Origin of the sequence: Aeromonas sp. ZOR0002, assembly GCF_963866995.1 — a bacterium.
Taxonomy (GTDB): domain Bacteria; phylum Pseudomonadota; class Gammaproteobacteria; order Enterobacterales; family Aeromonadaceae; genus Aeromonas; species Aeromonas caviae.
The window spans coordinates 1-11,203 of the sequence record NZ_CAWMFQ010000036.1 but is presented as its reverse complement, the minus strand read 5'-3'; the positions used below and the strand labels follow the sequence as shown (position 1 = coordinate 11,203).

The 11,203-nt window shown below is 61.4% G+C and carries 13 protein-coding genes and 1 pseudogene; 9 read left to right on the top strand and 5 right to left on the bottom strand.

The window, feature by feature from the left end:
* Positions 1 to 9: 9 nt before the first annotated feature.
* A pseudogene (locus AACR77_RS02805) lies at positions 10 to 711 on the bottom strand (Nramp family divalent metal transporter); the annotation flags it as partial.
* 236 nt (positions 712 to 947) lie between these two features.
* Between AACR77_RS02805 and rpsF the strand changes: the two are divergent.
* The 4 genes from rpsF (at position 948) to AACR77_RS02785 (ending at position 2,941) form a co-directional block, all read left to right on the top strand.
* The gene (rpsF, locus tag AACR77_RS02800; RefSeq protein WP_005331771.1) at positions 948 to 1,334 is read left to right on the top strand and encodes a 30S ribosomal protein S6; all 387 of its coding nucleotides are present in this window, start codon (positions 948 to 950) and stop codon (positions 1,332 to 1,334) included.
* Positions 1,335 to 1,366: 32 nt separating this feature from the next.
* Positions 1,367 to 1,597 carry a 30S ribosomal protein S18 gene (gene rpsR / locus AACR77_RS02795; protein ID WP_005313392.1) on the top strand — a complete coding sequence of 77 codons (231 nt, stop codon included), beginning with the start codon at positions 1,367 to 1,369 and terminating at the stop codon, positions 1,595 to 1,597.
* Positions 1,598 to 1,649: 52 nt separating this feature from the next.
* Positions 1,650 to 2,096 carry a 50S ribosomal protein L9 gene (gene rplI, locus AACR77_RS02790; protein ID WP_010673120.1) on the top strand — a complete coding sequence of 149 codons (447 nt, stop codon included), beginning with the start codon at positions 1,650 to 1,652 and terminating at the stop codon, positions 2,094 to 2,096.
* Positions 2,097 to 2,197: 101 nt separating this feature from the next.
* Positions 2,198 to 2,941, top strand: a complete 744-nt coding sequence (locus AACR77_RS02785; protein WP_042014872.1) for a ferredoxin--NADP reductase — start codon at positions 2,198 to 2,200, stop codon at positions 2,939 to 2,941.
* Between the two features lie 54 nt (positions 2,942 to 2,995).
* Here the strand turns inward: AACR77_RS02785 and AACR77_RS02780 are convergent, their stop codons facing one another.
* Together AACR77_RS02780 and AACR77_RS02775 are read right to left on the bottom strand one after the other, a co-directional pair.
* Positions 2,996 to 3,325: a hypothetical protein gene (locus AACR77_RS02780; protein WP_029313799.1), complete on the bottom strand. Its 330-nt coding sequence runs from the start codon at positions 3,323 to 3,325 to the stop codon at positions 2,996 to 2,998.
* Between the two features lie 40 nt (positions 3,326 to 3,365).
* Positions 3,366 to 3,644 (bottom strand): hypothetical protein, encoded by a 279-nt coding sequence (locus AACR77_RS02775; protein ID WP_050485177.1) that lies wholly within the window; start codon positions 3,642 to 3,644, stop codon positions 3,366 to 3,368.
* A 246-nt stretch (positions 3,645 to 3,890) separates the two neighbouring features.
* Between AACR77_RS02775 and AACR77_RS02770 the strand changes: the two genes are divergently transcribed.
* Positions 3,891 to 4,886 (top strand): preprotein translocase subunit SecY, encoded by a 996-nt coding sequence (locus AACR77_RS02770; protein WP_042879630.1) that lies wholly within the window; start codon positions 3,891 to 3,893, stop codon positions 4,884 to 4,886.
* Positions 4,887 to 4,892: 6 nt separating this feature from the next.
* Here AACR77_RS02770 and fos read toward each other — a convergent pair whose 3' ends face one another.
* The gene (fos, locus tag AACR77_RS02765; RefSeq protein ID WP_039040005.1) at positions 4,893 to 5,294 is read right to left on the bottom strand and encodes a fosfomycin resistance glutathione transferase; all 402 of its coding nucleotides are present in this window, start codon (positions 5,292 to 5,294) and stop codon (positions 4,893 to 4,895) included.
* Positions 5,295 to 5,323: 29 nt separating this feature from the next.
* Positions 5,324 to 5,491, bottom strand: a complete 168-nt coding sequence (locus tag AACR77_RS02760) for a hypothetical protein (RefSeq protein WP_162513465.1) — start codon at positions 5,489 to 5,491, stop codon at positions 5,324 to 5,326.
* A gap of 56 nt (positions 5,492 to 5,547) precedes the next feature.
* Here AACR77_RS02760 and AACR77_RS02755 point away from each other — a divergent pair, with 56 nt between their 5' ends.
* The 4 genes from AACR77_RS02755 to gshA form a co-directional block, all read left to right on the top strand.
* Positions 5,548 to 6,522: an NADP-dependent oxidoreductase gene (locus AACR77_RS02755; RefSeq protein WP_042879629.1), complete on the top strand. Its 975-nt coding sequence runs from the start codon at positions 5,548 to 5,550 to the stop codon at positions 6,520 to 6,522.
* Positions 6,519 to 6,956, top strand: coding sequence for a YqaA family protein (locus AACR77_RS02750; RefSeq protein ID WP_029313803.1), 438 nt, complete (start codon positions 6,519 to 6,521; stop codon positions 6,954 to 6,956). Before AACR77_RS02755 ends, AACR77_RS02750 begins: the two co-directional genes overlap by 4 nt.
* A gap of 25 nt (positions 6,957 to 6,981) precedes the next feature.
* On the top strand, positions 6,982 to 9,795 hold the full coding sequence (locus AACR77_RS02745) for a M16 family metallopeptidase (RefSeq protein ID WP_039040007.1): 2,814 nt from the start codon (positions 6,982 to 6,984) through the stop codon (positions 9,793 to 9,795).
* 58 nt (positions 9,796 to 9,853) lie between these two features.
* Positions 9,854 to 11,203: glutamate--cysteine ligase (gene gshA, locus AACR77_RS02740; protein WP_042879632.1), on the top strand; the 1,350-nt coding region annotated here is incomplete at its 3' end.

Here is an 11,203-nt window from a genome sequence, read left to right as displayed (position 1 = left end):
TCACAGTACCCGGGTGCTGTGCAGTCGCTGGGTCACCGTGCCCTGCTCCTGGGTGTGCTGGGTCAGGGCCGAGTGGAGATAGATGACATGGGGCATCACGGTGGCACCGAGCACGCCGGCCGCCAGATAGACGGCGTCGCTGCTGGGCAGGCCGGGGAAGAGTGCCCCTTCCAGCAGACTCGGCAGGTGGGGGCGCGAGAAGATCAGCTCGACGATGTAGGCGGCGGCCACGAACAGCAGCAGGCCCCCCACCACGAACTCCAGCGGCTTCTGGCCGCGGGATTGAAGCATCAGGATCCCCCAGGTGACCACGGCGGTGATGCAGGCCCCTTCCAGCAGGGTGATGCCGAGCAGCAGTTTGAAGCCGACCGCAGCGCCGATGAACTCGGCGAGATCGGTGGCCATGGCGATGATCTCGGCCTGCACCCAATAGGCCCAGACTGCGGGCCTGGGCAGACGATCACGAATGTGTTCCGCCAGGTTCTTGCCAGTGACGATACCGAGCTTGGCCGAGAGGGTCTGCACCAGCATGGCCATCAGGTTGGCCCACACCACTACCCACAGCAGTTGATAGCCGAAGGTGGAGCCGGCCTGGATATTGGTCGCAAAATTGCCCGGGTCGATATAACCGATGGCGGCGATGAAGGCGGGGCCGAGCAGGGTCAGCTTGAATTTGCGGGCCGGGATGGCCGTGGTGAGCGCAGGTTGCATACTGTCATCCTCCGTGGGGATATGAGGAGAGTATGGATCTAAATGATAATTGTTATCAATTAAAGTTTTGTATCGGGCTCATCGAGAAAAACATCTTGCTTCGCCAGTTGCAGTGGGAGAGGTGATTTCGTACAATACGCCGCCCTAGAAAGCAGCGTCTAAACATCACAATGTTCCTTGCCTCCGAGGTCTGGCTGCACCTGGGCGGAGGCTGAATTAATCCGTAAGGAGCTAAAATGCGTCATTACGAAATCGTCTTCATGGTTCATCCGGACCAGAGCGAGCAAGTACCTGGCATGATCGAGCGTTACACCGGCGCTATCACCACCGCTGGTGGTACCATTCATCGCCTGGAAGATTGGGGCCGTCGTCAACTGGCTTACCCGATCGACAAGCTGCACAAGGCTCACTACGTTCTGATGAACGTAGAAGCTGAACAGGCCGTTATCGATGAGCTGGAAACCAACTTCCGCTTCAACGATGCCGTTATCCGCAACATGATCATGCGCACCAAGCACGCCGTGACTGAAGTTTCTCCGATGGCCAAGGCCAAGGAAGAGCGCTTCACCCGTCGTGACGACGAGCGTCGCGAAGATGCTGTTGAAGCGTCTTCCGAAGAGTAATTCTTAGATCACCGCATTAGAGGATAAAGGCCATGGCACGTTATTTCCGTCGTCGTAAGTTCTGCCGCTTCACCGCCGAGAACGTTACCGAGATCGACTACAAAGATATCGTTACTCTGAAAAACTACGTCACTGAATCTGGCAAGATCGTACCGAGCCGTATCACCGGTACCCGCGCCAAGTATCAGCGTCAGCTGGCACGCGCCATCAAGCGTGCTCGTTACCTGGCTCTGCTGCCGTACACCGATCTGCACAACAAGTAAGAATCGGCCCGGCGCTTACGCCTAACTCAACGAAATTTATAGAGGAAAGGTAATGCAAGTTATCCTGCTCGATAAGATCGCCAAACTGGGCGGTCTGGGTGACCAAGTTTCCGTAAAAGCTGGTTATGCCCGTAACTACCTGATCCCGCAAGGCAAAGCTGTTATGGCCACCAAGGCCAACATCGAAGCCTTCGGTGCTCGTCGCGCTGAGCTGGAAGCCAAACTGGCTGCCAACAAGGCTGCTGCCGAAGAGCGCGCTGCCAAGCTGGGTGAGCTGGCTGCCGTTGTCATCGCCTCCAAGTCTGGCGACGAAGGCAAGCTGTTCGGTTCCATCGGTACCCGTGACGTGGCTGAAGCCATCACTGCTGCCGGCGTAGCCGTTGCCAAGAGCGAAGTCCGCATGGGCAACGTTCTGCGTAACACCGGTGAGTACGAAGTTGTTGTTCAGCTGCACGCTGACGTCAAAGCAACCGTACAAATCCAGGTTGTTGCTCTGTAATAGCGTTCCGCTCTTGCAGAAAAACCCGCGCACTTGCGCGGGTTTTTTATTTTCAGATCAAGGGGTAAAGTGAAGGTCTGTTCCTCTGGAGGAGAACCTTTATGGCTGCCTGGGTCGAAGGTCAGGTCATCGAGCGCATCGAGTGGACACCCACCCTGCTCTCCCTGCGTGTGGAGGCGGAACTTGCCCCCTACAAGGCGGGTCAATTCACCAAGCTGGCCCTGGAGCAGGGCGAGCGTCGCGTCCAGCGTGCCTATTCCTTCGTCAATCCTCCCGGCACGCCCTATCACGAATTCTATCTGGTGGAGATACCCGGCGGTGAGCTGAGTCCCTCTCTCGGTTCCCTGCAGGTGGGCGACAGCCTGCTGGTGCAGTCCCAGGCCACCGGTTTCCTGACCCTGGATGAGATTCCCCCGGGACGGGACCTCTGGCTCCTCTCAACCGGCACCGCCATCGGCCCCTTCCTCGCCATGCTGGCAGAAGGACAGGTCTTCGACCGCTTCGAGCATCTGGTGCTGGTACACGGGGTGAGAAAAGGGGAAGAGCTCAGCTACCAGCCGCTTATCGCCCGTTTTGCCGAGCAGCATGGCGAGCGTTTTCGCTATGTTCCCTTCGTCAGTCGTGAGACCTGGCCGGGGGCGATGGCAGGGCGCATCCCGGCAGCCATCGTCGATGGCAGCTTGCAGGCGAGGGTGGGGCTGAACTTCTCCCCCGAGTTGAGCCAGGTGATGATCTGCGGCAACCCCGCCATGGTGAAAGAAACCCAGCAGACCCTGCTCGGGCTGGGGCTTGCCAAGAACCTGCGTCGCGCCCCCGGCAATATCAGCATGGAAAACTACTGGTAGGGGAGATGACTCCAGGGGCCACTGGCCCCTCAACCATGTCCATGGGCATGCTGGTCAGTGTTTTTGGTGGCCGTTGCCGCCGTGCTTGTTCCTGGGCTTGTCATGGCCCTGACCCGGGTTGTTGCCACTGTGAATGCTGCGGTTGTAATGGTCGCGGTATTTGCCATCCATGTTGTCGCAGTTGAGCTGGATGCGGCTGGTCCGGGTGCTGACATCCAGGCAGTTGTGCTGCCACCACTCGTACTCCTTGTCGTCCCAATCCAGGCTTACCCGGCCCTGGTCGGTGGAGATCCGGATGTCGTCATCGTGTTTGGAAGGGGGGGCAGCAAAGGCCATTCCCTGAACCAGAAGCAGGGAGAGCAGCAGTGCGCCGCGGGAAGTCATGGTCATGTGGGTCATCGCATCAAGGCCCCTGTCAGGGGGATCATTGATCCGGTTGCGTGCTGATCTGGTTGGTGCTGGGGGGCTGGTTGCGCTGCGTCTCGTCCTCCAGATTGAGGTTGATCCTCTTGCAGTCGGCGGCGGCCGTGTCACCGCTCCCGAGATCGAAGCAGTTGCTCTGGGACCAGTCAAACTGCGTGTCATTCCAGTCCAGATTGAAGGTCAGCGCATCCACGGAGAAGGTCTGGCTCCCTTCGTCCTGTGCCAGGGCGCTACCGGTGATCAGAAAAAGAGAGAGCAACAAAGCCGTCGTTCTGTTCATGATGTCCTCGAGTCGTGTTCGGTGGAAATGAGTGTAATGCGGCGGGCTTAACCCGAGCATAACCGCAGATGTCCTTCAGGTACGGGGTCGATTGTAGTGTTTTTCTGCTGCCGATTTGCACGTTTTGGTCGCACTCTGGGCAGCTGATCGTCCATCGGCGGGAATTCGGGGATTTGCCCTTCTCTCCGGGGGAGTGGCGACTATAATCGGCAGCCAACTTTTCCTGCAGATGTTTCCCGTTTCATCATGACTACTCAGGCTTGCGCCGCATTGCGTTACCCCAAGGGATGGTTCGCCCTCACGACTGTCTACAGTTTTACCGGGCTGGCCATTCTGGCTTCCATCGTCTTCTCCCTGCTGCTGTTTCTCTCCATCGACGAAAACCCCCAGATGAAGTGGCTGTTCGGCGGGCTGGCCATCATCTTCGAGCTGGGCAAGTTCTACGTCTGGTACGAGTACGGCGAGTGCAAGGCGAGGCGGGATCTGGGCGGCGCCTTCTGGTCGCTGCTGTTCTACAGCGTGCTGGCCGCCATCTCCATCGGGGGCAGTATCGGCGGCATCAACAGCGCCACCAACACCATCCTGAGCCAGCAGGCGCGTCACGAGCGGGAGATAGCCCGTTTCGACGAGCAGATAGCCAGCATAGAGCGGCAGATCCAGCTCAACGAAGAGGCGGCCCGCAAATACATCGAGATGGCGCGTATCTCGAGCGGCGTCAGCGGTCTGCAGCAGGCCAACACCAAGCTCAGGCTGCGTCAGGACGAGCTGCGCCAGGAGCGGGACGCCAAGCCGCTGGGGGAGCAGTCCTCCATGCTGGGGCTGATGAGCAGTCTGGCGGACGGGGTGGGCATGAGCATCGGCCAGGTGCAGTTCCTGCTGGTCTGCTTCCTGTCTATCCTGCTCGATGCATTTGGTGCCTTTTTCGTCAGCCTGATCGGTGAGGAGAACCGCTTCCGCCGTCAATGGATGTGGCAACGGGAGAAGGCGCAAGCCGAGGCCCGGGTCGCAGCGCCGACCCCGGAGCCGCCAGCCATCAGCAGACCCGTGCCCGAGCCAGCCGTGGTCGCCCAGGTGCGCGGCGCGCTGGAGAGCGGCGAGCTCAAATGCAGCAAACGCAAGGTGGCAGAGGCATTGTCACTGTCTCTGGAGGAGGTGGACCGGGTGTTCCAGCATCTGCTGGCGCAGGGCGTGCTGGGGCAGGGCAGCAATCGTCACTACCATCTTCGTGCCGAGCAGGGGTGATCCGGCTCAGTCGAACCAGATAAGACCCTCATAGGGTTGCTGTCTGAGGGAGGCGAGCCGGCTATCCAGGTTGCCTGCATGGATTTCCAGCCGGTGCCCGTCGGGATCCAGCAGATAGAGTGAATCCCCTTCGCTGCTGTTCTTCTTCCACTCCACGACGCCCGCCGCGCGCAGACGGGCGCAGAAAGCTGGAAACTGTTCAGGCGAGATGCCAAACGCGACATGACTGTAATCTCTGGCCGGTTGGGGAGGATCGCAGGAGAGACAGAGCCAGAGATCGCCGAGGGTGAGATAGGCTCCCCGTGCCCATCTCACCCTGGGGCGACATCCCAGCAAGTCGACATAAAAGGCAACGCTGCTGTCGAGATCGCCGGTTGCCAGCGTGAGATGGTTCAGTCCATGCAGCATCTTCTCTTCTTCCCCCTTGTCCCTGAACCCTAGTGAGTGAGCACCATCATCAGGCTGAGGAAGGCGGCCAGCCCGCCGCCGATGCCGATGATCCAGTAAAAGCCCCTGGCCCCCTGTTTGAGCGGGATGCGGAAGTAGAGCAGAAACGCCCACCACCCCAGGGCCAGCAACAGAGGAATAAGAAACATTCGAGCCATGGTGTCCTCGCTGTTATTCTGTTGACCCTTGATCAATCAACAGGATGGATTGTGCAATGACGCAGCTACAGATTACCGCATTCGGCGACCCCTCGGTACTCAGGCTCAACCCTTCCCTGGACAAGGTGCCCGCGGAGGGAGAGGTCCGGGTGCGCATCTGCTTTGCGGGGGTCAACCCCATCGATGCCAAGACCCGGGCCGGTCTCGGCTGGGCGGCCGCCCAGAACAAGGACAACCTGCCCTGGACGCCGGGCTATGACGTGGCCGGTGTGGTGGAAAAGGTGGGGCCCGGCGTGGCCTCCCTGGCCGAGGGGGATCAGGTGTGCGGCATGGTGGGTTTCCCCCTCGCCGCCGGTGCATATGCCGAATCCGTGGTGGCCCGCGAGGAGGAGCTGGTCAAGCTCGATGGGGTGAGCCTCAGGCAGGGAGCGGCCCTGCCGCTGGCGGGACTCACCGCCTGGCAGGGGCTGCTGGAGCACGGTGGCTTGCAGTCGGGGCAACGGGTACTGATCCTGGCCGGTGCCGGTGGCGTCGGCCATCTGGCGGTGCAGTTTGCCGCCGCCCATGGTGCCCACGTGGTTGCCACGGCAAGCGGCGACAATCACAGCTTCCTTCATAGTCTCGGGGCGAGCCGGATGGTGGATTACCACCAGGCCGGGTGGTGCACCGAGGCGATCACCGATGGTCCGTTCGATCTGGTGCTGGATCTGGTGGGGGGCGAGAGCGGCAAGGCGGCGCTGGCCTGCGTCAAGCCGGGCGGCCGTCTGGTGACGGTCCCCACCATCACGGCCCAGCAGATCAAGGACGCGGGGGCCGAGCTCGGCGTCGAGGTTGTCGGCATGCTGGTCCATCCCGATCGAACGCAGCTGACCCAGATGCTGACGCTGCTTCGCCAGGGGGAGGTGAAGATCACTGTCTCCGGTGAATACACGCTGGCAGAAGGGGCGCTGGCCCATCAGGCCATCGAGCAGGGCCATGTGCGCGGCAAGCTGTTGCTGCGCATGTCCGCCGCAGACGGCCAGCCCGGATGATAGACTTCACCGGGATGGGGCTGGGAGGGCTGTTTCTGAGCGCCTTCACCTCCGCCACCCTGTTGCCCGGCAGCTCGGAAGTGCTGCTGGGCGCCATGGCGGTCAAGGGGGAGTGGAGCATGACCAGCCTGCTTTTCTGGGCGACGCTGGGCAATACCCTGGGTTCCATGACCACCTGGTGGCTCGGCTGGCTCGCCACCCACAAGAAAAAACCGGAAGATTTTCAAGGCCGTGGGGAACAAAAAGCCCTTGGTTGGCTCAAACGTCATGGCCACTGGTGTCTGCTGCTTGCCTGGACGCCTGTGGTCGGCGATGGTCTCTGTCTGCTGGCTGGTTGGCTGCGCCTCTCCTTCTGGCGCTCCCTCATCTTGATCGGGCTCGGCAAATTGCTTCGTTATGCCCTGGTGTTTCTGCTGGCCAGTCAGATCTTCTAGCCCTTTTGTCACTCACGAGGTACCCGTGAACAAACTCATTCCATTAAGCATGCTGCTGGGCTTCTCCCTTCCCGTGCTGGCGGCCCCGACCCTGGTGTCCGAGCAGGTCAAACAAGAGGGCAAGCTCGGCATCCCCTACCAGATGTACAAGCTGGACAACGGTTTGACCGTGATCCTGGCCCCCGACCACTCCGATCCCCTGGTGCATCTGGACGTCACCTATCACGTCGGCTCCTCCCGGGAAACCGTGGGCAAGTCGGGCTTTGCCCACTTCTTCGAGCACATGATGTTCCAGGGCTCCAAGCACGTTGGTGATCAGGAACACATGCGGATCATCAACGAGGCGGGCGGTGACATGAACGGCACCACCAACAAGGACCGCACCAACTACTACGAAACCGTGCCGGCCAACCAGCTGGAGAAGGTGCTCTGGCTGGAGGCGGATCGCATGGGCTTCCTGCTCGATGCGGTGAGCCAGAAGAAGTTCGAGATCCAGCGCGCCACCGTCAAGAACGAACGGGCCCAGCGCATCGACAACCAGCCTTATGGCCTGGTGGGCGAGCGGGTGGGGGAGGCACTCTATCCGCGTACCCACCCCTACTCCTGGCAACCCATCGGTTATGTGGAGGATCTCGACCGGGTCGACGTCAACGACCTCAAGCAGTTCTTCCTGCGCTGGTATGGTCCCAACAACGCGACCCTGACCCTGGGCGGCGACTTTGATACCAAGCAGGCGCTGGCCTGGATTGAGCAGTACTTCGGTTCCATCCCGCGCGGTCCGGATGTGGCAGAACCGACGCCCCAGCCTGCCACCCTGCCGGCAACCCGCTACGTGACGCTGGAAGACAAGGTGCATCTGCCGCTCCTGTATATCAGCTACCCGACCGTCTCCCTGGGTGACCCGCAGGAGCCGGCCCTAGACATCTTTGCCGATGTGCTGGGGGGCTCTGCCAGCTCCATGCTCTACCAGTCCCTGGTGAAAACCGGCAAGGCCATCGAGGCGGGTGCTTCCCACTCCTGCGAAGAGCTTGCCTGTACCCTGACGGTCTATGCCTACCCCAATCCGGCGGCGGATGGCAGCCTCAAGACCCTCAAGGGCGAGGTGGACAAGGTGATCGGCGAGTTCGCCCAGCGCGGCATCAAGCCTGCGGATCTGGAGAAGGCCATCAGCAGCTATCGCGCGTCCGCCATCTGGGGACTCGACAGTATTGAGGGCAAGGTAAGCCAGCTTGCCATGGGGCAGGTGCTGGCCCGGGATCCCGACTATGTGTTCAAGAATCTGGATGCCATCGCCCGGGTCAAGGGGTCTGACGTCAAGGCTGCCTACGACAAGTTCATCCAGAACAAGCCTGCCGTGGTGCTGAGCGTGGTGCCCAAGGGCAAGAGCGACTGGCAGGCCGCCAAGCCCAATTTCACTCCCGCCAAGCGGGAGCTGCCGGATTACAGCAAGCATGACAAGGTGCTGGCCGAGCGGCCGGTGAAAGATGACTTCGATCGCAGCGTGCAGCCCAAGGCGGCCGATGCGGTGAGCGTCAAGGTGCCCGCCATCTGGCGTGGCAAGCTCGACAAGGGGATCGAGATCATCGGCACCCACAGCGACGAGATCCCGGCCGTCTCCATCATGATCGCCCTGCCGGGTGGCATCCGGGCCGAAGGCAAGGGAGAACTGGGGCTGGCCAGCCTCACCGCCGCCATGCTGGAGCAGGGGACGACGCGCCTCTCCGAGGCCGAGCTGAGCGACGAGCTGCAAAAACTCGGCGCCAGCATCAGCGTCTCCAGCGCCCAGTACAACAACCTCATCACCATCAGCAGTCTGGCGGACAAGCTGCCCGAAACCCTGGCGCTGGTGCGGGAAGTGCTGCTGCAACCCGGCCTGCGGGAAGCGGACTTCGAGCGGCTCAAGACCCAGATGCTGCAAGGCATGAAACAGAGCGAGCAGCAGCCGGAGTGGCTGGCGGGTCAGGCGTTCCGCGAACTGGTCTATGGCAAGCAGAATCGCCTCGGCCAACCCTCTGACGGGGTGCTGGCGGACGTGGAGAAGCTGACCCTGGCGGATGTGAAGCGCTTCTATGAGGCCTATTACAATCCGACCAATGCCAAGGTGGTGGTGACAGGTGATGTGACCGCCCAGCAGGTGGAATCCGGTCTTGCCTTCCTGACCCAGTGGCAGGGAGCCGCCCCGACCCTGGGGGATCTCAAGCCCGGGGGAGAGCAGGCCAAGCCAGGCATCTATCTGGTGGACAAGCCGGGGGCCCCCCAGTCGGTGATCCGTATCGGCCGTCGCGCCATGCCGTTTGACACCACGGGAGACTATTTCATCGCCAACCTGATGAACTTCAACCTGGGTGGCAACTTCAACAGCCGCATCAACCTCAACCTGCGGGAAGACAAGGGCTACACCTATGGTGCCAGCTCGGGCTTCCAGGCCAACCGCGAGGCGGGTGTCTTCGCGACCGGCGCCAATGTGCGCACCGATGCGACCGTGGATGCCATCCGCCAGTTCCTCAAGGAGATGGACGGCTACCGCAAGAGCGGGCCGACCCCGGTGGAGCTGGCCTACATGCGCAGCGCCGTCTCCCAGCAGGATGCGCTCTCCTACGAGACCCTGGGGCAGAAGGCTGGCTTCCTGCTGCAGATGATCATGTACGACCTGAAGCCGGACTATGTGCAGGCCCAGAACAACCTGATCAAAACGGTGTCACCCGAGACGCTGAAGGCCAGTGCAGCCCGCTGGCTGGATCCGGCCGAGATGGTGATTGTGGTGGTGGGAGACAAGCAAAAGCTTGAAAAACCCCTGAGCGAGCTTCATCTTCCCATCTATCCACTGCAACTGCCCTGAGGGGCGTTGCAACAATAAGTGCCGCCCCGGGTGGGGCGGCCACACATGAGCCGTGAATATGACTACTACTAGCTTGTCGCTCACCGAGTTGCTGGCTGCGCTGGGCACCCCGGAACGGGTGACCGCCCTCAAGGGGATCCGGCGCGGGATCGAGCGCGAATGTCTGCGCATCACCCCCGAAGGGACCCTGGCCCAGACCGATCACCCCAGAAGCCTGGGGTCGGCCCTGACCCATGCCAACATCACCACCGATTACTCCGAGAGCCTGCTGGAGTTCATCACGCCGGCCACCGACTCCATCGAGAGCCTGATCGAGCAGCTCGGCGACATTCACCGCCACACCATTCATCATCTGGGGGAGGAGCGGATCTGGCCCCTCTCCATGCCCTGCTTCGTCGGTGACGAGGAGAGCATCCGCCTGGCCCAGTACGGCAGTTCCAACATCGGGCGGATGAAGACCCTCTATCGCCAGGGGCTGAAGAACCGCTACGGCAGCCTGATGCAGGTGATCGCCGGGGTGCACTTCAACTTCTCCATGCCGGACAGCTTCTGGTGCGAGTGGCAGGATCTGGTGGGAGAGGGCTGCTGCAGCCAGCGCTTCATCTCCGACAAGTACATGGGGCTTATTCGCAACGTCTACCGCTTCGGCTGGCTGGTGCCCTATCTGTTCGGCGCGTCTCCTGCCATCTGCGACTCCTTCCTCAAGGGGCGCAAGAGCAGCCTGCCGTTCCAGAAGACCGGCAAGGGCACCCTTTACCTGCCCTATGCCACGGCTCTGCGCCTGTCCGATCTCGGTTACACCAACAGCGCCCAGGCGGGGCTCAAGATCAGTCATGACAGCCTGCCCGCCTATGTGAGCAGCCTGCGCCGGGCAATCAATACCCATGATCCCGACTTCGCCAGGATAGGGGTCAAGGTGAACGGCGAGTACCGCCAGCTCAACGACAACGTGCTGCAGCTGGAGAACGAGCTCTACGCGCCGATCCGCCCCAAGCGTACCCCCCGCAGCGGCGAGAAGCCCTCGGATGCGCTGGAGCAGCGCGGCATCGAATACATCGAGCTGCGCACGGTGGACGTAAATCCCTTTACCCCGTTCGGTATCGAGGTGGATCAAATCCGCTTCTTCGATCTCTTCCTGGTCTGGTGCTTGTTGCGCCCGTCCCCCGTGCTCTCGGATGACGAGGTTGCCCGCAACCGCCGCAACCAGAACAAGGTGGTGCTGGAGGGGCGTCGCCCCGGCCTGACGCTTGAAGATGAGCAGGGCAATGCCATCGGCCTCAAGGAGTACGGCCTCAAGCTGTTCGACGAGCTGGCCGAGGTCGCAGCGCTGCTGGATCGCTGCTGTGGTCGCAACCGCTATCGCGAGACGCTGGCGATGCACCGTGAGAAGCTGCTCGACCCCACTGTG